The sequence below is a fragment of the Erwinia sp. genome, assembly GCF_031978025.1.
Taxonomy (GTDB): domain Bacteria; phylum Pseudomonadota; class Gammaproteobacteria; order Enterobacterales; family Enterobacteriaceae; genus Erwinia.
In genome coordinates this window covers 1-19,756 of sequence record NZ_DALZCD010000009.1, presented here as the reverse complement: position 1 = coordinate 19,756, position 19,756 = coordinate 1, and the positions used below count along the sequence as shown (strand labels likewise).

Below are 19,756 nucleotides of genomic sequence, written 5' to 3'. Positions count from 1 at the left end.
GGAAAGGCCAAATACCGCCGGGTAGCAAAAAAGGGACGCACGAGCGCCCCAGCACCCCTACAGAAATCAGACGGTGGCCTTGCGCAAATGACGGGCGGCTTCCACCATGTTAGCCAGCGCCTGTCGGGTTTCTGGCCAGCCGCGCGTTTTCAGACCACAGTCCGGGTTCACCCACAGGCGCTCTACCGGCACACGCTTCGCCGCTTTCAGCAACAGCGCCTCTATCCACTCCACGCTCGGCACGTTCGGTGAGTGAATATCGTAAACGCCCGGGCCGATTTCGTTCGGGTAATCAAATTCCTCAAACGATTCCAGCAGTTCCATATCAGAACGTGAGGTTTCAATAGTGATCACGTCCGCATCCAGCGCGGCAATGGACGCCATGATGTCGTTAAATTCGCAATAGCACATATGAGTGTGGATTTGGGTCGCGTCCTGCGCCACGGCGGCAGTCAGGCGAAACGCTTCCACGGCCCATTCCAGCCAGGCAGCCCAGCCTGACTGGCGCAGCGGCAGCCCTTCACGTAGCGCCGGTTCATCGATCTGAATAATGCCGATACCGGCTTTTTGCAGATCGTCCACTTCGTCCCGCAGAGCCAGCGCGATCTGCTTAGCGAGGGTTTCACGCGGCACGTCCTCACGAGGGAACGACCAGCAAAGGATTGTGACCGGGCCGGTCAACATGCCTTTACCGGCTTGTCGGTCAGCGACTGCGCATATTTTGCCCATTCGACGGTAATGGCTTTTGGACGGCTTACGTCGCCAACAATGATCGGCGGCTTTACGCAGCGGGAGCCATAGCTCTGTACCCAGCCATTTTGCGTAAAGGCAAAACCGTCCAGGTTTTCACCAAAGTATTCCACCATGTCGTTGCGCTCGGCTTCCCCGTGGACCAGCACGTCCAGCCCCAGCCGCTCCTGTTCCGCAATCGCCTGTTTAATATGTTCAGCGATGCCGGTACGGTAGTTTCTTCTGTCCACCCGCCCCTGCCGGAAATCCAGACGCAGGCTGCGGATTTCGGCAGTCTGCGGGAAAGAACCAATCGTGGTGGTTGGCCAGATGGGCAGTCGGAAGCGCTGGCGCTGGGCTTGCGCACGCGCTATATAGGGGCTTTCACGCTCGCTGTCCTGAGCAGTAATAGCGGCGAGACGTTTGCTCACGGCATCGCTATGTACGCGAGCAGAGTTACGACGAGCGCGTATTGGCGCACTCCAGGCTTCCAGCAACTGCGCATTGTTCTGGTTTAACGCGGCACTCAGCAAAGCCAGTTCATGGCATTTCTGCAGCGCGAAAGCGAACCAGCTTTTCGTCTCCTCGTCCAGACGGGTTTCGGTGCTTAAATCAATGGGACTGTGCAGCAATGAGCAGGAAGTGCCGATCCATAACCGCTGACGTTTGCTGACCAGCGTCTGTAGACGCGAAAACCAGCTGCTGAGATCGGCGCGCCAGACATTGCGGCCGTTGATCACACCAACGGAAAGCAGCCAGTCGGCCGGTACTTTGGCATTAAGCACCGCGATATCATCTTTTCCGTGCACCAGATCGACATGCAGTCCCTGCACCGGCAGCTTAACGATTGTGTCCAGACTGGTGCTAACGCTTTCAAAATAGGTTGTCAGCAACAGTTTGGTTTGCCCTTCCAGCGCCTCGTAGGCCGGTTTAAAAGCGTTCAGCCAGGCCTGCGGCAGCTCCAATACCAGCGCTGGCTCATCAATCTGTACCCATTCGATATCGCGCTTCGCCAGTTCGCTCAAAACCTGCTGATACACCGGCAGAATATCTTTTAACAGGCTAAGGCGGTCGAACGGCTCGCCTTTGACTTTGCCCAGCCATAAATAAGTGACCGGCCCAAGCAGCACTGGCTTCACTTTATGGCCCAGCGCCTGTGCTTCATCCACTTCGTCCAGGATTTGCGTCCAGTTAAGCGTAAACTGCTGGCCTTTGGTGAACTCCGGTACCATATAGTGATAATTAGTATTAAACCATTTGGTCATTTCGGCCGCAGCCGCAGGCTCGCCGGTTGGCGCACGGCCACGTCCCAGACGGAATAACGTATCCAGATCGACAGAGCCATCTTTATTTTGATGGCGGGCGGGCACGTTGCCCAGCAGCAGACTGGTGGTCAGCACATGATCGTACCAGGCAAAATCGCCAACGGGCACCAAGTCTACTCCGGCCTGTTTCTGTTGCTCCCAGTGGCGCGCGCGCAGCTCGCGACCTGTGGCCAACAGGGCTTCCTGGGGTATCTTGCCTGCCCAATAGCTTTCCTGCGCCTTTTTCAGTTCCCGGTGCAACCCAACACGGGGGAAGCCGAGCGTATGGTTTAAAATAGTCATCAATGCGTTCCTCAGTTACCGCCCGCCGTTGTGGCAATCGGGGTTTTAGACGTCCAGATGTTTACACATCTATAATCCGCAGGTACTGTATTGACCACAAGCGCAAATTGTTCACTGTCGATGTGAAGGACTCTCATGATCGAACTCAAACACCTGCGAACGCTGCAAGCGCTGCGCAACAGCGGTTCGCTGGCCGCCGCCGCCGCTCAGCTTCATCAGACGCAGTCGGCCCTGTCCCATCAGTTCAGCGATTTAGAGCAGCGCCTGGGGTTCCGCCTGTTTGTGCGTAAAAGCCAGCCGCTGCGCTTTACGCCGCAGGGTGAAATTTTGCTGCAGCTTGCCGAGCAGGTACTACCGCAGATCCAGCATGCGTTACAGGCGTGCCACGAACCGCATCAGGCCACGCTACGTATCGCTATTGAGTGCCACAGCTGTATTCAATGGCTGACGCCAGCGCTGAATAATTTTCGCCAGAGCTGGCCACAAGTGGTTATGGACTTTAAGTCCGGGGTAACTTTCGATCCTCAGCCCGCGCTTCAACAGGGTGAACTGGATGTGGTGTTGACGTCCGATATTTTGCCGCGCAGCGGGCTGTTCTATTCGCCGATGTTTGATTTTGAGGTGCGGCTGGTGCTGGCGCCCGATCATCCGCTGGCACAGGTTGACCATATTTCTCCTGCCGATCTGGCCAGCGAAGTGCTGATGATTTATCCGGTGCAGCGCCAGCGCCTGGATATCTGGCGCCATTTTTTGCAGCCTGCAGGCGTCAGCCCGGCGTTAAAAAACGTGGACAATACGCTGTTATTGATTCAGATGGTGTCGGCAGGTATGGGTATTGCCGCCCTGCCACACTGGGTGGTGGAGAGCTTCGAGCACCAGGGGCTGGTTGTCACCAAAACGCTGGGACAGGGCTTATGGAGCCGTTTATACGCCGCCGTGCGCGATGGCGAACAGCGTCAGGCGGTAGTGGAAGCCTTTATCCGTTCTGCCCGACAGCACGCCTGCGAGCACCTGCCGCTGGTCAGAGATGCGTCCGCACCCGGCACGCCGCTACCGATTTCCCTGAGCCACTCCTGAGCGCCCCGTCCCGACTGGCGCTTACTTTTGCGCGGCGTTGCAGCCGCACTCGTGTCATACACGGGCTGCACGCCTTTTTGCTAACGGTATTCCTTTATCCAGCGCCATTTGTCTCTATAATGCGGCCAACGATCCTGAACCCATGAGATTTTTATGACCAATAATGACGTTTTGCGCAGTGTGCGCTACATGCTGAGCCTGAGCGATGCTCAGATGGTGGGCATCCTGGCGCTGGCGGAAAGTGAAGTCAGCGAAGCGGAAATGCAAAGCTTCCTGAAAAAAGAAGATGAAGCGGGCTTTCGCGCCTGTCCGGACGTGCTAATGGGCTATTTCCTGAACGGATTGATTTTCCAACGCCGTGGCAAAAGCGAAGAGGCGCCAGCCCCTTCTATCGAACGCAAGATGACGAATAATATTATTATTAAAAAACTGCGCATCGCTTTCGATTTAAAAACGACGGATATTATCGACGTCCTTAAAACGGTTGACTTTGCTGTAGGCCAGTCTGAAATTGGCGCTATTTTCCGTAAGCCGGGTCATAAAAACTATCGTGAATGCGGCGATCAGATTTTAAGGAATTTCCTGAAAGGGATGACGATAAAATTACGCCCTGCCCCGGCGAAAAAAGCTTAAAGCGTGTGCAGCCTCCGGGCTGCCTGCCAGCAAGTGTGCTCACGATAATGTCTCCCCTCTTCTTCCCGACAGCTTAAATCCACCCTCATAATATCTATCCGGCATTTACGCACTGTAAATACGTAAGTCATGAAAAAGCATTTATTATGAGAAAACTTGATAATAATGAAGTCGACTTTATTAGCGGCACGGGCAAAATTCAGGCTGCCACCGTAATTATTTCCAGCTCGCCCTCCACTTTTGTAAAATAGTTCTGCTGTCAGGCAGGGGCTAAACCGACGAACGGGTAAGGAGAGCAAAAGCAGAGACGGGCCGCGTATTGGTAAATACGATTGAGAAAAATATTAAGCTGCCGATGAGTAAAATAGCGACCTTGCAGGATTGATAACCGGCTAAACAGCCACGTTAAGCAGGACGTGATATACCCTGCTTAACGTTATGTTATTTCCGGATCACCCAGTGCCGGTGCACCCACAGCGACGCGAAAATCACCGCCGCGCCGACGATAAAGCTCGGCCAGTGCGGCTGCTGCTGCCAGATAGCCAGGTTAACCAGCAAGCCCGCCGGCACGTGCATGTTATTCATAATGCCCAGCGTGCCGGCATCAACCTGTGTCGCACCATAGTTCCACATAAAGTAGCCTAACCCGGAGGCCACTACCCCAAGCCAGATCAGAATGCTCCATTGCAGCGTCGTGGTCGGCAGCTTTTGTGGATTCCCCCACAGGCACCAGGCGATAACGGCGATCAGCGCCGCGCCCATATAGAACCAGGAAAAAGCAACGTGCTGCGGCATCGGCCGCGTTTCCTGCAGGCGCTTGTAGCCCACCATCCCCACGGCAAAACAAATATTGGCCAGCTGTACCAGCAGCAGGCCAAACCAGAAGTGGTCGCTGACTTTGTCATAACGAATGATCGCCGCACCGGCCACGGCCAGCAGCGCACTCAGCGCATAGCCGGGACGAATACCGCGTCCACTCATCAGATCATAAATCAGGGTGATATAGAGCGGCGTCATAACCGTAAACAGCAGCAGCTCAGAAACGCTAAGGTAGAGATAAGCCTCAAAGCTGAACAGATACATGATGCCCAGCTGGAGCGCGCCTACGGCCATATAAAGCAGCAGCGTGGACGGGCGGTAACCGCGCCAGCGTAGAAAAGGCAGGAAAACCACGGCGGCCAGCAGCAGGCGGACCAACACGGAAAAGACGCTGTCTACCTGACCAGCCAGATATTCGCCAATAAGGCTGAAGGAAAAGGCCCACAGGACAGTGGTTATTATCAATAAGATCACGATAAAAACTCAATAGTAAAAAGTGGGCACAGTGTAGCGAAATCACCCTGACGACGGGAAAATATCTGGTTTACATCTGCTCATTAAGTGCGCAACCCAATATGGGCGGCCAAATTAAGTGAAACGGCTCACACTCTTTTCAACCGTTACCAAAAGCATTAAGAGAAGCGTGCCGCATAAATCATCTTACTGTCATAAAAATGTAACATTTGAGTTCTCTTTCACAGCGAAGCCGCCTTTTTTCTTTTAGGCTCTGTCCGCGACATCTCATAGCTATTATCGGTTGCTCCATCACGCAAAAAAGCAAATATAAATTGCCATCGGAGGCTCTTATGTTATCTGTCTTTAAACCTGCGGCGCATCGAACGCGCGTCAACACCAGTGAGATCGACCCGCTTTATCGGAAATTACGCTGGCAGATATTTTTTGGCATTTTCTTCGGTTATGCAGCCTATTACTTGGTTCGGAAAAACTTTGCCCTGGCAATACCTTCACTCATCGAACAGGGGTTTTCACGAGGCGACCTGGGCTTTGCGCTTTCAGGTATTTCCATCGCTTATGGTTTTTCTAAATTTATTATGGGTTCCGTTTCTGACCGCTCTAATCCACGCTACTTTTTGCCCGCGGGATTAATTCTGGCCGCGCTGGTCATGCTATTTATGGGGTTCGTTCCCTGGGCCACCTCCAGCATTGCCGTCATGTTTGTGCTGCTGTTTGTATGCGGCTGGTTTCAGGGCATGGGCTGGCCGCCCTGTGGGCGTACCATGGTGCACTGGTGGTCACACAAGGAGCGCGGCGGCATTGTTTCCGTCTGGAACTGCGCGCACAACGTCGGGGGCGGCCTGCCTCCGCTGCTGTTTTTGCTGGGGATGTACTGGTTTAACGACTGGAAAGCGTCCTTCTATATGCCTGCTTTCGCCGCCATCCTGGTAGCCGTCATCGCCTTTGCGCTCATGCGTGATACGCCGCAGTCCTGCGGCTTGCCGCCCATAGAAGAGTATAAAAACGATTATCCGCCTGATTACGATAAGAGCCAGGAAGAGGAACTGACTGCCAAACAAATTTTCATGCAGTACGTATTACCCAACCGGCTGCTTTGGTATATCGCGCTGGCTAACGTTTTTGTTTACCTGTTGCGCTACGGCATTCTCGACTGGTCGCCCACCTATTTAAAAGAGGTGAAGCACTTTACGCTGGATAAATCTTCCTGGGCCTACTTTCTTTATGAGTATGCCGGTATCCCCGGCACGCTGCTGTGCGGCTGGATGTCCGACAAGGTATTTAAAGGAAATCGTGGCGCGACGGGCGTCTTCTTTATGCTGCTGGTAACGCTGGCGACGATAGTGTACTGGCTGAACCCGCCCGGCAATCCGGCTGTGGATATGGGCTGCATGATCGTGATTGGCTTCCTGATTTATGGGCCAGTTATGCTGATTGGGCTGCATGCTCTGGAGCTGGCTCCGAAGAAGGCAGCGGGAACGGCGGCGGGCTTTACTGGCCTGTTCGGCTATCTCGGCGGCTCGGTGGCCGCCAGCGCTATCGTAGGCTACACCGTAGATTATTTCGGCTGGGACGGCGGCTTTATCGTCATGATCGGCGGCGGCGTGCTGGCCGTTGTCCTGCTGGTCATCACCATGTTGAGCGAACACAAGCACGGGAAAGGAGCAACGCAATGAAAAAGCTGATAAGCATGCTGCTGCTGAGCGCTTCACTTAGCGCCACAGCTGCGGACACGCATAAAATCGTTATTGCCCATCGCGGCGCCAGTGGCTACCTGCCAGAACATACTCTTCCCGCCAAAGCGATGGCTTACGCCCAGGGATCCGATTTCCTCGAGCAGGATCTGGTGATGACACGCGACGATCAACTGGTGGTGCTGCACGATCATTATCTGGATCGCGTGACGGATGTAGCGGAGCGTTACCCCGATCGTGCCAGAAAGGATGGACGTTACTACGCCATCGACTTCACGCTGGCCGAAATCAAAGGGCTCCATTTTACTGAAGGCTTTACGCTGAAAGACGGTAAAAAAGTGCAGACTTATCCACAGCGCTTTCCCGCAGGCAAATCGGACTTCCACGTGCACACCTTTGCTGAAGAAATTGAGTTTATTCAGGGCCTGAATCACTCGACCGGCAAAAATATCGGCCTTTATACCGAAATCAAATCGCCCTGGTTCCATCGTCAGGAGGGTAAGGATATTTCGGCAAAAGTACTGGATGTGCTTAAGCAGTATGGCTATGCCTCGAAAAGCGACAATGTCTATCTGCAATGCTTTGACTATAACGAAATCAAGCGCATTAAGACGGAACTGGAACCGCAGAGGGGCATGAACCTTAAGCTGGTACAGCTGATTACCGAAACGGACTCGAAAGAGACGCAGGAGCAGCAAAACGGTAAATGGGTCAATTACAGCTATGACTGGATGCTGCAGCCCGGCGCGATGAAAACGCTGGCCCGCTATGTAGACGGTGTCGGTCCTGACTACCACATGCTGGTTGCTGAGGAGTCGACCAAAGGTGTAATTCACTTTACGCCGCTGGTAAAAGAGGCACATCAGAACGGATTGGTGGTGCACCCTTATACCGTACGGGCCGATCGGCTGCCTGACTGGGTGACTAGCGTTGACGAGCTTTACGACGCGCTTTATTACCAGGCGGGCGTAGACGGTCTCTTTACTGACTTCCCGGACAAGGCCGTACACTTTCTGAACCGATAAACATGGCCGCCTCTGTGCCAGAGGCGGCTTTTGTCAGCTTCAGACGTTATAGAGTTTGCGCAGATAGTTCGGCACCGCGTTATCCGCGTTGGTGCCGATCACTTCCAGTTCCGGCAGCAGATCCTTCAGGCGCTGGTGCGAGTTGCTCATGATGCAGCCTTTGCCCGCCATGTTCAGCATCTCTTTGTCGTTCATGCCGTCGCCAAAAGAGATGCACTCTTCCAGCGTAAAGCCCAGCAGGCCGGAAACCGCATCCAGCGCGTGGCCTTTGGAAACGCCGCCCGCCATCACTTCCAGACAGGTCGGCAGCGAGAAGCTGACGTTGACGCGATCGCCCCAGCGCGCCATCAGCGCTTCTTCCAGCGGGACGAGCAGTTCCGGCTTAGCGCAGGTAAAGAACACTTTGCTGATGCCGTCGGTTGGCAGCGAATCCGGCTGATAGGTCTGGTAGTTAAAATCAGACTCGCGGAAAAAATCCATTTCCTCCGGGCGATGGCGGTTAAGGAACCACTCTTCATCGCGATAGACGTTGGTATAGATATCCGGGTGGCTGTGATGCAGGGCAAAAAGTTCACGAGCGATATCTTCTTCCAGGTTGTGGCTGAAGATCAGCTCGCCTGCGGTATTGTGCACGCGTGCGCCGTTCGAAGTAATCATATAGGCATCAATACCGAGGCTGTCGCGCATCTGTCCGACATCAATGTGATGACGACCGGTAGCGAACACAAAATGAATGCCCTTCTGCGTCAGCAGCTGGAGCGTTTCACGGGCGAAAGCGGATAAACGGTGATCCGGCGACAGCAGCGTGCCGTCGAGATCGGAAGCAACAATCGGGTACATAAAACCTCTGTCAATGGTGAGATACGGTTGCTATATCTGAGCAGTAATATCAGGGATGCCGGGCAAAAAATGCCGTAATGGCCTCCAGCGCTTCGGCACGCATACTGTCTTTTTCAAACAAGATCTCATGACGCGCACCTGCGATAGTCAGCGGGCCCTCGCAAGGGTTTCCCGCCGCTTTCATGGCCTGATAAAAGAGATCCTGCGCGCGGTTATCCACCACTTTTTCCGCGCCGGCCTGTAACAGCAGCAGCGGTGTTTTAATCTCTTTTGCCTGAGCCAGAATGTTTTTTCCGGCCAGAATCCCTTCTCTGACCCAATGATAAGTCGGCCCACCAACACGCAATGCCGGATCGTCGGCGTAAAAGCGCAGATTACGCCGATACCGCTCGCGGCTGTGGGTCAGCTGGTTCATACCAAACGGCCTCGGCTGCCACTGGCCAGTGCCTGCCGCATAGCCGTCGCGCACCAGCGGGCGTTTTTCCGCCCAGTTCAAAATACAGTGCGTCATCCACAGCGGCATCGGCAGAAAAATACCGAACATCGGTGCGGCCAGCGCCACAGCGTTAAAGGCCAGCGGTTGCCGGGCCAGCATCAGCGTCAGGATCGCGCCGCCCATCGAATGCGCCAGCGCATAACGATGCTGGTAATGGCGGCGGTGGATCGCGTTCAGATAAAGCGTTTCCAGATCTTCGACATAGTGATCAAACAGCTCTACATGGCCGCGATGCGTATCCTGTAGCAGCCTACCGGAACGGCCCTGTCCGCGATGATCGACAATAATCACATCATAACCGCAGTGAAACAGGTCATAAGCCAGCTCCGGATATTTTACGTAGCTTTCAATACGTCCCGGACAAATCAGGATAACGCGGCTGTGTTGCGGTGACGTGAAGCGGACGTAGCGAATAGGGACATCCTCCACGCCGATGAATTCGTCTTCTTCCCGTCGCCGCCAGAAGTCCAGCAGCGGGCCGGTGGCGAAAGCGGCAAACGCTTTTTCACGATTTCGCCAGCCATGCTTTTTCATTGACCCGACCTCCGCTTTTTTCATTCCACGCGGCCCATAGCCTGCGCCGCCGCAATGGCGTATTGTGTCATACTTCTGCGCTATCAGGGAGCCTGACCCAATGACCATCCAATGGTGGCTGGCCTATCTTTTGACGACCAGCATCTTAAGCCTTTCGCCGGGTTCCGGCGCAATCAATACCATGAGCACCGGCATCAGCCATGGCTATCGCGGCGCGGCGGCCTCCATTTCCGGCCTGCAGGTCGGGCTGGCGATGCATATTGTGCTGGTTGGTATCGGCCTGGGCGCGCTGTTTTCTCAATCCGTGCTGGCTTTCGAGGTGCTGAAATGGGCGGGCGCGGCTTACCTGATCTGGCTGGGTATCCAGCAGTGGCGATCGGCAGGCGCGATAGATCTTCAGGCAGTTGCCAAAGCGATGCCGCGCCGCAAGCTGTTTAAGCGAGCGGTACTGGTTAACCTCACCAACCCGAAAAGCATCGTTTTTCTGGCGGCGCTTTTTCCGCAATTTATTCTCCCTCACCAACCGCAGGCGATGCAGTATCTGGTTCTGGGCGTCACTACGGTCGTGGTCGATATCATCGTGATGATTGGCTACGCCACGCTGGCGCAGCGGATCGCGGCCTGGATTAAAGGGCCAAAGCAGATGAAGCTGTTAAATCGCCTGTTTGGCGGCATGTTTATGGCGGTAGGCGCGCTGTTGGCCTGTGCCAGACGCATTGCCTGATGGCGTGAGCGCTTACGCGGGAACACCTCTGTCTTAGCCCTTTCCTCATTCTCCCGGCTCGCCGGCGAATGAGGCTTTACTTCGCTCGGGTCAGCCTATTCTTCGCCGTCAACGTGCTCGCGAATCATCACCATAAAAGGTTTGCCGAACCTTTCCAGCTTGCGCTGGCCCACGCCATTGACGCTCAGCATTTCTGAGGCGGTCAGCGGCATCTGCTCGGCCATTTCTATCAGCGTGGCATCGTTAAACACCACGTAAGGCGGAATGTTCTCTTCATCGGCGATGGCTTTACGCAGCTTGCGCAGCTTGGCAAACAGCTTGCGATCGTAGTTGCCGCCGAAGGTTTTCTGACTGCCGCCGCGCGGCTTGACGCTAACCATACGCGGTACCGCCAGCAGTAGCGGCGTTTCGCCACGCAGCAGAGGACGCGCCGCTTCCGTCAGCTGTACCGCGGAATGCATCGCAATATTTTGCGTCGCAAACCCCAGATGGATGAGCTGACGGATGACGCTTATCCAGTGCTCGTGGCTCTGATCGCGACCAATACCATAAACCGGCAGTTTGTCGTGCTGCATATCACGAATACGCTGGTTGTTGGCGCCACGCAGGACTTCCACCACGTATCCCATCCCAAACCGCTGGCCGACGCGATAAATGCAGGAAAGCGCTTTTTGCGCTTCTACCGTGCCGTCATAACGGCGCGGCGGATCGAGACAGATATCGCAGTTATCGCAGGGCTGCTGGCGCCCTTCGCCAAAGTAGTTCAGCAACACCAGACGGCGACAGGTTTGCGCTTCCGCAAAGGCGCCCATTGCGTTCAGCTTGTGACGTTCAATATCCTGCAGCGGCCCCGGTGCCTTTTCTTCCAGACAGCGGCGCAGCCAGGCCATATCGGCCGGATCATAGAGCATCAGTGCTTCTGCTGGCAGCCCGTCGCGACCGGCACGGCCCGTTTCCTGATAGTAAGATTCGATATTGCGCGGGATATCAAAGTGCACCACAAAGCGTACGTTAGGCTTGTTGATGCCCATTCCGAAAGCCACCGTGGCGACGACAATTTGTAGATCGTCGCGCTGGAAGGCTTCCTGCACGCGGGCACGATGGACGTTGTCCATCCCGGCATGATAAGCACCTACGCTCAGGCCGCGGCTTTGCAGACGCGCGGCGGTATCTTCCACTTTTGCCCGGCTGTTGCAGTAGATGATGCCACATTTGCCGCGCTGGTCCTGCACGTAGCGGATCAGCTGCTCGGTGGGCTTGAATTTTTCCACCAGGGTGTAGCGGATATTGGGACGGTCAAAGCTGCTGACCTGAATCAGCGGATCGTCAAGCTGTAGCAGACGCGCGATATCGTTACGGGTGGTTTCATCAGCGGTGGCGGTCAGCGCCATCACCGGGACGTCCGGCAGCCGCTGACGTAGCTGGCCTAACGCGCCGTATTCAGGTCGGAAATCGTGGCCCCATTGTGAAATACAGTGGGCTTCATCCACCGCCAGCATCGCCGGATTCCAGTGCGCCAGATTGTCCAGGAAGTTATCCATCATCAGGCGCTCGGGCGCGATATAAAGCAGCTTGATGCGTCCCGTGCGGCAGCCTGCAAAGACCTCTTGCTGCTCTTCCCGCGTCTGCGTCGAGTTCAGGCAGGCGGCGGCCACGCCGTTCGCCAGCAGCTGGTCGACCTGATCCTTCATCAATGAGATAAGCGGCGACACCACCAGCGTCAGCCCGTCGCGCACCAGCGCCGGGATCTGGTAGCAAAGCGATTTACCGCCGCCGGTCGGCATGACCACCAGACAGTCACGCCCTTTCAGCGACGCCTGAATAATGGTTTGCTGCCCCGGACGAAATTGCTGGTAGCCAAAGGTTTCTTGCAAAACCTGTTGCGTCAGCATCTCCTGATTGATCACTGCAGCCGTAGACACGTGTACTCCAACTTGATGGCGGGCAGCGCGTGATGGCCACCCGAAAAGCATTAAAACAGGTCGTTCAGAATGACGCCGACGCCGACCCTGGTCTGGCGGTGGTTATAGTCAATCAGTGATTCACCATAGCCGCTAAAGACTTGCGTATAGAAACGGACATGCTCGGTAAGCGGATAGCTCCAGCCAGCCTGCGCGCCGCCAAAGCCGCTGTTCCAGTTATAGTTGCCCTGAAGGCTAAAGATACTTTCGCCCAGCTGATAGCCGACCGTGAGGCGATAATACCCCATGTATTTGGTGATATCAGGGTTATCGTCATTATTTTCGCTTTCTGGAAGACGGTACCAGGGTTTGGCTTCTACCATCCAGTTACCGTTCTGCGCCATCAGGCGGGCGTAAACGCGGTTCCAGCTGCGGGAGGTGGGCTCTGAGCGGCCGTTAGACTGATGGTTCAGGCCCATTTCCACGTCACGCAACGTCCAGCCGGCGAAGCTATAATCGGTGGCCCAGCCCAGGAAAACCTGCGGCTGATAGTCCGTTTCACGGAACGGCGACGACGCGCCACGATTGGAAAGCTGCCACCAGGAAGACTGAGTATAGGAGGCGGCAAGCACCGAGTTTTCGCCTAAAATGCCGCGCCAGAGAGGAAAGGCCAGGCTCAGCTGGAATTTTACCTCATCGTGCTTCGCCTTATTCGACCAGTTATAGGAATCAATCGCCTCTTTATTGATATTGCTGGTATCGGTATAGAGCAGGTAGTTGCTTTCATAAGGAAAAAGCACAAAAGGGTTGTCATGCTTTTCCAGAAGATTAGCAATAATACTGCCGCGCACCGCGGGCTGGTCATGCACCTCTGTGACCTGAGCTTCTTGCGCCAGGGCCAGGCAGGGGAAAAGGAGCGCTGCAGCCAGCGGGCCTTTCAGCATCGACATAAGATTCTCCAGAACTGATAAGGGTGATGGATAAAAAGCACGCCATTCTACACAGAATTACTGGCCGGCATTAGTGCTGTTTTTGTAAAGTAAACGGCTCGTTAATTGCAGCTAAAAATAGTCAGTCTGATAAGCGACTTACGTTGTAAAGGAATTTTACTATGACCTCATCTGCGCCGCTCGATCGGCAGGCCGCTCGCCGCCTGATTGGCGAAATTTTTGTTTATGATATGCCTTTTAACCGTACGCTTGGCCTGACGCTGGACCGGCTGGAACCGGATTATGCGGAGTTGAGCTTCGCTAACCAGCCGCAGCTGGTAGGTAACATCGCACAGAAAATTCTGCACGGCGGCGTCATTGCGGCCGTTCTGGATGTGGCAGCCGGTCTGGTCTGCGTCAGCAGTTCGCTCACCCGGCAGGAAACCATTACGGAAGAAGAGCTGCGGCAGCGTCTGTCGCGGATGGGCACTATCGATCTACGGGTAGACTATCTGCGGCCGGGCCGTGGCGAACGCTTTATCGCTACCAGCAGCCTGCTGCGCGGCGGTAATAAAGTCGCGGTCGCGCGGGTTGAGCTGCATAATGACGCTGGCCTTTATATCGCCAGCACCACGGCAACCTATCTGGTAGGTTAATTCTCCAACGTTAGCGGAGTGACGTTTCATGGATGCGCAGCAAACTCGGCAGGGTATTTTTTTTGCTCTCGGCGCTTATTTTATCTGGGGCATAGCGCCTGCCTATTTCAAACTTCTTCAGCAGGTCGCGCCAGGCGAAATTATGACCCATCGGGTAATTTGGTCATTCTTTTTTATGCTGTTGCTGCTGAGCGTCAGCCGTAGCTGGGGCAAAGTCAAAGCGATCTTCAAAACGCCGAAAAAAGTGCTGCTGCTGGCGGTTTCCGCCACGCTGGTGTGCAGCAACTGGCTCATTTTTATCTGGGCGGTAAATAACCAGCATATTCTGGAAGCCAGCCTGGGCTACTTTATTAATCCGTTACTGAACGTGCTGGTAGGGATGCTGTTTCTCGGCGAACGTTTCCGGCGCCTGCAATGGCTGGCGGTCGCGCTGGCCGCCTGCGGTGTTATTATCCAGCTGTGGAAGTTTGGCTCGGTGCCGGTTATTGCGCTGGGCCTGGCGGTCACTTTTTCGCTGTATGGCCTGATGCGGAAAAAAATTGGCGTTCATGCGCAGACCGGCCTGCTGATTGAAGCAAGCTGGCTGCTACCGTTCGCCGCTATTTATCTTTTTGGCATTGCCGACAGCAGCACCAGCCATCTGATGCAGAACCCTTCATCGTTAAACCTGCTGCTGATCGCCGCAGGCGTGGTCACCACCGTACCGCTGATGCTGTTTACCGCCGCCTGCACGCGCCTGCGTCTTTCTACGGTAGGTTTTTTTCAGTACCTTGGCCCAACGCTGATGTTCCTGCTGGCGGTCATTTTTTATGGCGAGCAGATGACGCCGGATAAAGTTGTTACGTTCAGCTTTATTTGGACGGCGCTGGCCTTATTTATTTGCGATGCGCTGATAACATTAACACGCAGTCGGCCCGATCAGGTCTGAAAAGCCGGATGACTTTCACTGGCCAACGAGGCCAGTGAAAGTCACACGTAAATAAGGATTTGCCCTCATCGTAAAGCATTGAAAATATTTTGGCATTGCCCGTCAGGGTAATGCCAGAATAGCCGCGTGTTTAACTACCGAGGACAATATTCACTCCACCAGGATGAGAAGCAATAGCGTGGATGAGTTGTAAATTTATGGACGGTTTGTTCATTCTCCTGATATTCCCTGCTTTTTCCTGCCTGACCTGCCGACCTGTCGCTGACCAGCACTGGCGTTCCGCGCTATAGGTGCTCTCTACGGATTTTTCTACCGCACATTAATCGATGTGATTATTTATCTCATTTTCCGGAGAGAGAACATGCTGTATTGGTTATTACTGGCGCTTGCCATTGCCTTTGAAATTATTGGCACGCTGGCAATGAAATGGGCCAGCCTTCACGCGCATCCCGCGGGCTATTTTTTTATGTTGGGCATGATCGCCCTTTCTTATATTTCTCTGTGCTTTGCCGTAAAAAAAATTGCGCTGGGCGTAGCCTATGCCATATGGGAAGGTTTCGGCGTACTGTGTATTACTTTGTTTAGCGTACTGCTGTTCGACGAGTCGCTGACGCTGATGAAAGTGGCCGGACTGGCGACGCTGGTGACGGGGATCGCGCTGGTGAAATCGGGGACGATCGGCAGTAGCGAGGCTAACCATGCTGCCGCTTAACGGAACGCATATTGCCTGGCTGGCGCTGGCCGTGGTGCTGGAAATTGTGGCTAACGTTTTTCTTAAATATTCGAACGGCTTTCGCCGTCCGCTTTACGGTTTGTCATCTATTGTGGCGGTACTGGCCGCCTTTACCGCGCTGGCGCAGGCGGTCAAAGGCATCGATCTGTCGGTCGCTTATGCGCTATGGGGAGGGGCCGGCATGCTCGCGACGGCGACGGCAGGATGGATATTATTTGACCAACGCCTGAACGGTCGCGGTTGGTTCGGCCTCGGCGTGCTGCTGGTCGGGATGGTGCTGATCAAGCTTGCCTGATGTTTTGAGAGCGTCGACGACGCTCTCTTTTGCTCTGCTACAGCCAGTTTTTCCGCTTAAAGTAGGCGTAGGGCGCCAGACCCGCGAGGATCATCAGGCAGATTGCGCCCGGATAGCCGAAGCTCCATTTCAGCTCTGGCATAAACTCGAAGTTCATGCCGTAGCTGGAAGCCACCAGCGTGGGCGGCAGAAACACCACGGAAACCACCGAGAAGATCTTAATAATGCGGTTCTGCTCGATATTGATAAAGCCCATTGCCGCCTGCATCAGGAAGTTCACCTTCTGGAACAGAGATTCGTTATGCGGCAGCAGCGATTCGATATCGCGCAGGATTTCACGCGCCTGCTCCAGCTGATTACCCGGCAGACGCGCCTTGCGCACCAGGAAGTTCAGCGCGCGCTGGGTATCCATCAGGCACAAACGCACTTTCCAGCCGATATCTTCCAGTTCGGCCAGCGTGGAGAGCGCGGCATCGAACTCATCGCCCTGCTGTCCTTCCATAATTACGCGACTGAGCTTTTCAAGATCGCTGTAAATATTCTCGATCTCATCCGCCAGCTGTTCGATTTTGGTTTCAAACAGGTCCAACAGCAGCTCATACGCATTGCCGTCAGTCAGGATCTGGTTGCGCGCGCGCATGCGGTAAAGACGAAACGCGGGCAGCTCACGCTCGCGTAGCGTATAGAGACGGCCGTCGCGGATAGTAAAGGCCACGGTAGAGTTCCCCGCGTGGTCTTCCGCATCTTCATAGAAGAAAAAGGAGTGAATATGCAGGCCGTCTTCGTCTTCAAAAAAGCGCGCGGAGGCTTCGATATCTTCCAGCTCGGGACGCGTCGCCAGGCTCTGGCCCAGCTCGTTCTGCACGCGGTCGCGCTCGTTTTCCTCCGGCTCGATCAGATCGACCCAGACGGAACTGGACAGTTCATCCGTCGTTTCTTCCAGCTCAAGGCGGGCAAGGCGGTTTTGATCAAGTTTAAATGCGCTCAGCATTGCTGTACTCCCAATTCGTCATAGCATGGGACGCGCCTGAACACGGGGGAATCTGACTCAGAGCGAAGCGGGATGCGGGTCGCCAACAACCACGAAGGCTATCGGCAGAAGAGGATAGCCTTAGGAGTTGTACCTGTTTTCCAGGTCAATGAGCCAGTATCTACTGGGTGTGTCCAAGGCGAATGTCCTCTGAGGGTGATAGTGCGCGCATGTTACGCTGTGCTGAAAATGGCGTCAACAGCCAGCCGGGAGAAACGAAGCGGCAGCCCAGGCAATCGTCGTCAGCCGCCCGGGCAGGCGCCCGGGCCACGCAAAAACAGCGGGGCGTAAAAATCGTAAAGGCAGCGCAGGGTTACGCGCGCCGCTGCCCGGTCAGACCGTTTCCAGCTTGGCGTAGGCAGCCACTAGCCATTTGATGCCCTGCCCCTGGAAAGCAACCTGTAAGCGGCTGTGATCGCCGCTGCCTTCCAGATTAACGATGGTGCCTTCGCCAAATTTGGCGTGGCGCACGCGCTGGCCAAGCGCAAAACCGCTGTCATTTTGCGTAACCGGCGTGCCCATCCGCTGATGGTTGACCGGACGGGTGACGCTGGCGCGCAGGCGCACTTCTTCTACGCACGCCTCCGGCAGCTCGCCAACAAAGCGGGAAGGCCGGTGATAAACCTCTTTGCCATACAGCCGACGCGTTTCGGCGTAGGTGAGCGTCAGCTTCTGCATGGCTCGCGTCACGCCCACGTAGGCCAGGCGACGCTCTTCCTCCAGCCGCCCGCCTTCTTCCAGCGACATCTGGCTCGGGAACATCCCCTCTTCCATGCCGACGATAAAGACCTGGCGGAACTCCAGGCCTTTCGCCGCGTGCATGGTCATCAGCTGTACCGCATCCTGCCATTTGTCTGCCTGGCCTTCGCCCGCTTCCAGCGCCGCATGGGAAAGAAACGCCTGCAGCGGCATCAGATCTTCATCTTCATCCTGATAGCTATACTGCCGCGTGGCATTGACCAGCTCCTCAAGGTTTTCAATACGCGCCTGGCCCTTCTCACCTTTTTCCTGCTCGTACATCAGCCACAGGCCGGAATCTTTGATCACACGGTCGGTCTGCACGTGCAGCGGCATCTCACTGGTTTCCTGCGCCAGCGAGTCTACCAGCTCGGTAAAGCGCTGTAGCGCCGAGGCGGCACGACCAGCCAGGGCTTTTTCCTGAAGAAGGACGCGGGCAGTCTGCCACAGCGTCAGCTGGCGCTCGCGCGCCGTCTGCCGCACCACATCCAGCGTGCGGTCGCCAATGCCGCGAGTCGGGGTATTCACCACGCGCTCGAAAGCGGCATCGTCGTTACGGTTGGCGATCAGCCGCAAGTAGGCCAGCGAATCTTTGATTTCCTGACGCTCGAAGAAGCGCATTCCGCCATAAATACGATAAGGCATACTGGTTTGCAGCAGCGCCTCTTCCAGCACGCGCGATTGGGCGTTACTGCGATAAAGAATGGCACAGTCGTTCAGCGCGCCGCCGTTCTCCATCCACACTTTGATGCGGTTCACCACGAAGCGGGCTTCATCCAGTTCGTTGAACGCGCAGTAGATGGAGATCGGCTCGCCGTCGCTGCCGTCCGTCCACAGCTCTTTACCCAGACGGCCAGTGTTATTGGCGATCAGGGCGTTGGCCGCTTTCAGAATATTATTGGTCGAGCGATAGTTCTGCTCCAGACGAATCGTCTGGGCGCCATGAAAATCATTAAGGAAGCGCTGGATGTTCTCGACCTGTGCGCCGCGCCAGCCATAGATTGACTGGTCGTCGTCGCCCACGATGATCACTTTTCCACTGTCGCCCGCCAGCATTCTTATCCAGGCGTACTGGATATTGTTGGTATCCTGGAACTCGTCCACCAGGATATTGGTAAAGCGCTCGCGGTAGTGGTTGAGAATATGCGGCTTGTTCAGCCACAGCTCGTGTGCACGCAACAACAGCTCGGCGAAATCCACCAGCCCGGCACGATCGCAGGCCTCCTGATAAGCCTGATAAATGCGCAGCCACGTCTGCTCCACGGGATTGCCGTAGCTTTCGATATGCTTTGGCCGTAGCCCTTCATCTTTTTTGCCGTTGATGTACCACATGGCCTGACGGGCGGGCCATTGCTTTTCATCCAGATTCATCGCTTTGATCAGGCGTTTTAACAAGCGCATCTGATCTTCACTGTCCAGGATTTGAAAATCCTGCGGCAGATTCGCGTCCAGATGATGCGCGCGTAGCAGGCGGTGCGCCAGGCCGTGGAAGGTGCCAATCCACATCCTGCCCTGGCTGGTGCCGATCAGCTGCTCGATACGGTGGCGCATCTCAGCGGCGGCCTTGTTAGTAAAGGTCACGGCCATAACGGAGTAAGGCGAACAGTTTTCAACCCCCAGCAGCCAGGCGATGCGGTGAACCAGCACGCGAGTCTTGCCGCTGCCCGCGCCCGCGAGCACCAGCAAATTGCTGCGCGGCGCGGCTACGGCCTCGCGTTGTTTGTCATTCAAGCCGTCGAGAAGGTCAGAAACGTCCATAAGCACCGTCAGATTAGGGGAAGCTGTTGCTCCACTGGATATTTAACCAGCGTATTATAACAACGCGGTCAGGGATGCCAACTGCGAAATTTCCAGCGTGGGCAGCAGGCGGCTGTCACCGGCATGCATCAGGTTG

The 19,756-nt window shown here is 55.3% G+C and carries 17 protein-coding genes and 2 pseudogenes; 9 read left to right on the top strand and 10 right to left on the bottom strand.

What is annotated here, in order from left to right; genetic code table 11:
* Positions 1–66: 66 nt before the first annotated feature.
* A pseudogene (gene metE / locus RTK32_RS01545) lies at positions 67–2,336 on the bottom strand (5-methyltetrahydropteroyltriglutamate--homocysteine S-methyltransferase).
* A gap of 135 nt (positions 2,337–2,471) precedes the next feature.
* Between metE and metR the strand changes: the two are divergent.
* Positions 2,472–3,413 carry an HTH-type transcriptional regulator MetR gene (gene metR, locus RTK32_RS01540; protein WP_312041778.1) on the top strand — a complete coding sequence of 314 codons (942 nt, stop codon included), beginning with the start codon at positions 2,472–2,474 and terminating at the stop codon, positions 3,411–3,413.
* A 153-nt stretch (positions 3,414–3,566) separates the two neighbouring features.
* Positions 3,567–4,046, top strand: coding sequence for a DUF1456 family protein (locus RTK32_RS01535; RefSeq protein WP_312041777.1), 480 nt, complete (start codon positions 3,567–3,569; stop codon positions 4,044–4,046).
* A gap of 441 nt (positions 4,047–4,487) precedes the next feature.
* Here RTK32_RS01535 and RTK32_RS01530 read toward each other — a convergent pair whose 3' ends face one another.
* A complete protein-coding gene (locus RTK32_RS01530; RefSeq protein WP_312041776.1) occupies positions 4,488–5,339 on the bottom strand; it encodes a carboxylate/amino acid/amine transporter in 852 nt (283 codons plus the stop codon).
* A 332-nt stretch (positions 5,340–5,671) separates the two neighbouring features.
* Here RTK32_RS01530 and glpT point away from each other — a divergent pair, with 332 nt between their 5' ends.
* Positions 5,672–7,015 (top strand): glycerol-3-phosphate transporter, encoded by a 1,344-nt coding sequence (glpT, locus tag RTK32_RS01525; RefSeq protein WP_312041775.1) that lies wholly within the window; start codon positions 5,672–5,674, stop codon positions 7,013–7,015.
* On the top strand, positions 7,012–8,058 hold the full coding sequence (gene glpQ, locus RTK32_RS01520; RefSeq protein ID WP_312041774.1) for a glycerophosphodiester phosphodiesterase: 1,047 nt from the start codon (positions 7,012–7,014) through the stop codon (positions 8,056–8,058). Before glpT ends, glpQ begins: the two co-directional genes overlap by 4 nt.
* Positions 8,059–8,097: 39 nt before the next feature.
* Here glpQ and yigL read toward each other — a convergent pair whose 3' ends face one another.
* Entirely contained in the window at positions 8,098–8,898 is an 801-nt protein-coding gene (gene yigL, locus RTK32_RS01515) for a sugar/pyridoxal phosphate phosphatase YigL (protein WP_312041773.1), read from the bottom strand.
* Positions 8,899–8,947: 49 nt separating this feature from the next.
* A complete protein-coding gene (pldB, locus tag RTK32_RS01510) occupies positions 8,948–9,928 on the bottom strand; it encodes a lysophospholipase L2 (RefSeq protein ID WP_312041772.1) in 981 nt (326 codons plus the stop codon).
* Positions 9,929–10,028: 100 nt separating this feature from the next.
* On the opposite strand from pldB, the gene rhtB reads away from it, so the two are divergent.
* A complete protein-coding gene (gene rhtB, locus RTK32_RS01505) occupies positions 10,029–10,652 on the top strand; it encodes a homoserine/homoserine lactone efflux protein (protein ID WP_312041771.1) in 624 nt (207 codons plus the stop codon).
* A 95-nt stretch (positions 10,653–10,747) separates the two neighbouring features.
* On the opposite strand, the gene recQ is transcribed toward rhtB, so the two are convergent.
* Positions 10,748–12,574, bottom strand: coding sequence for an ATP-dependent DNA helicase RecQ (gene recQ, locus RTK32_RS01500; protein WP_312041770.1), 1,827 nt, complete (start codon positions 12,572–12,574; stop codon positions 10,748–10,750).
* A 50-nt stretch (positions 12,575–12,624) separates the two neighbouring features.
* Positions 12,625–13,503, bottom strand: a complete 879-nt coding sequence (gene pldA / locus RTK32_RS01495; protein WP_312041769.1) for a phospholipase A — start codon at positions 13,501–13,503, stop codon at positions 12,625–12,627.
* A gap of 161 nt (positions 13,504–13,664) precedes the next feature.
* On the opposite strand from pldA, the gene RTK32_RS01490 reads away from it, so the two are divergent.
* The 4 genes from RTK32_RS01490 to mdtI all read left to right on the top strand — a co-directional run bounded on the left by RTK32_RS01490 (position 13,665) and on the right by mdtI (position 16,094).
* Complete coding sequence (locus RTK32_RS01490; RefSeq protein ID WP_312041768.1) at positions 13,665–14,138, top strand: thioesterase family protein; 474 nt, start codon at positions 13,665–13,667, stop codon at positions 14,136–14,138.
* Between the two features lie 28 nt (positions 14,139–14,166).
* Positions 14,167–15,066 (top strand): EamA family transporter RarD, encoded by a 900-nt coding sequence (gene rarD, locus RTK32_RS01485; protein WP_312041767.1) that lies wholly within the window; start codon positions 14,167–14,169, stop codon positions 15,064–15,066.
* Positions 15,067–15,427: 361 nt separating this feature from the next.
* On the top strand, positions 15,428–15,778 hold the full coding sequence (gene mdtJ / locus RTK32_RS01480) for a multidrug/spermidine efflux SMR transporter subunit MdtJ (RefSeq protein WP_312041766.1): 351 nt from the start codon (positions 15,428–15,430) through the stop codon (positions 15,776–15,778).
* On the top strand, positions 15,765–16,094 hold the full coding sequence (mdtI, locus tag RTK32_RS01475) for a multidrug/spermidine efflux SMR transporter subunit MdtI (protein ID WP_312041765.1): 330 nt from the start codon (positions 15,765–15,767) through the stop codon (positions 16,092–16,094). Before mdtJ ends, mdtI begins: the two co-directional genes overlap by 14 nt.
* Positions 16,095–16,131: 37 nt before the next feature.
* Here mdtI and corA read toward each other — a convergent pair whose 3' ends face one another.
* The 4 genes and pseudogenes from corA to RTK32_RS01460 all read right to left on the bottom strand — a co-directional run.
* The gene (corA, locus tag RTK32_RS01470) at positions 16,132–17,085 is read right to left on the bottom strand and encodes a magnesium/cobalt transporter CorA (protein WP_312041764.1); all 954 of its coding nucleotides are present in this window, start codon (positions 17,083–17,085) and stop codon (positions 16,132–16,134) included.
* A gap of 120 nt (positions 17,086–17,205) precedes the next feature.
* A complete protein-coding gene (ysgD, locus tag RTK32_RS21300; protein ID WP_367317867.1) occupies positions 17,206–17,262 on the bottom strand; it encodes a YsgD/CorL family protein in 57 nt (18 codons plus the stop codon).
* A gap of 195 nt (positions 17,263–17,457) precedes the next feature.
* Positions 17,458–19,620 (bottom strand): DNA helicase II, encoded by a 2,163-nt coding sequence (uvrD, locus tag RTK32_RS01465; RefSeq protein ID WP_312041763.1) that lies wholly within the window; start codon positions 19,618–19,620, stop codon positions 17,458–17,460.
* Between the two features lie 54 nt (positions 19,621–19,674).
* Positions 19,675–19,756: pseudogene (locus RTK32_RS01460) on the bottom strand (5-amino-6-(5-phospho-D-ribitylamino)uracil phosphatase YigB); the annotation flags it as partial.

Excerpts from the sequence above, each read along its gene's own strand:
- uvrD (WP_312041763.1), bottom strand. The coding sequence starts at position 19,620 with ATGGACGTTTCTGACCTTCTCGACGGCTTGAATGACAAACAACGCGAG.
- corA (WP_312041764.1), bottom strand. The coding sequence starts at position 17,085 with ATGCTGAGCGCATTTAAACTTGATCAAAACCGCCTTGCCCGCCTTGAG.
- pldA (WP_312041769.1), bottom strand. The coding sequence starts at position 13,503 with ATGTCGATGCTGAAAGGCCCGCTGGCTGCAGCGCTCCTTTTCCCCTGC.
- metR (WP_312041778.1), top strand. The coding sequence starts at position 2,472 with ATGATCGAACTCAAACACCTGCGAACGCTGCAAGCGCTGCGCAACAGC.
- rarD (WP_312041767.1), top strand. The coding sequence starts at position 14,167 with ATGGATGCGCAGCAAACTCGGCAGGGTATTTTTTTTGCTCTCGGCGCT.
- mdtJ (WP_312041766.1), top strand. The coding sequence starts at position 15,428 with ATGCTGTATTGGTTATTACTGGCGCTTGCCATTGCCTTTGAAATTATT.
- glpQ (WP_312041774.1), top strand. The coding sequence starts at position 7,012 with ATGAAAAAGCTGATAAGCATGCTGCTGCTGAGCGCTTCACTTAGCGCC.
- yigL (WP_312041773.1), bottom strand. The coding sequence starts at position 8,898 with ATGTACCCGATTGTTGCTTCCGATCTCGACGGCACGCTGCTGTCGCCG.
- RTK32_RS01490 (WP_312041768.1), top strand. The coding sequence starts at position 13,665 with ATGACCTCATCTGCGCCGCTCGATCGGCAGGCCGCTCGCCGCCTGATT.
- pldB (WP_312041772.1), bottom strand. The coding sequence starts at position 9,928 with ATGAAAAAGCATGGCTGGCGAAATCGTGAAAAAGCGTTTGCCGCTTTC.
- mdtI (WP_312041765.1), top strand. The coding sequence starts at position 15,765 with ATGCTGCCGCTTAACGGAACGCATATTGCCTGGCTGGCGCTGGCCGTG.
- rhtB (WP_312041771.1), top strand. The coding sequence starts at position 10,029 with ATGACCATCCAATGGTGGCTGGCCTATCTTTTGACGACCAGCATCTTA.
- RTK32_RS01535 (WP_312041777.1), top strand. The coding sequence starts at position 3,567 with ATGACCAATAATGACGTTTTGCGCAGTGTGCGCTACATGCTGAGCCTG.
- glpT (WP_312041775.1), top strand. The coding sequence starts at position 5,672 with ATGTTATCTGTCTTTAAACCTGCGGCGCATCGAACGCGCGTCAACACC.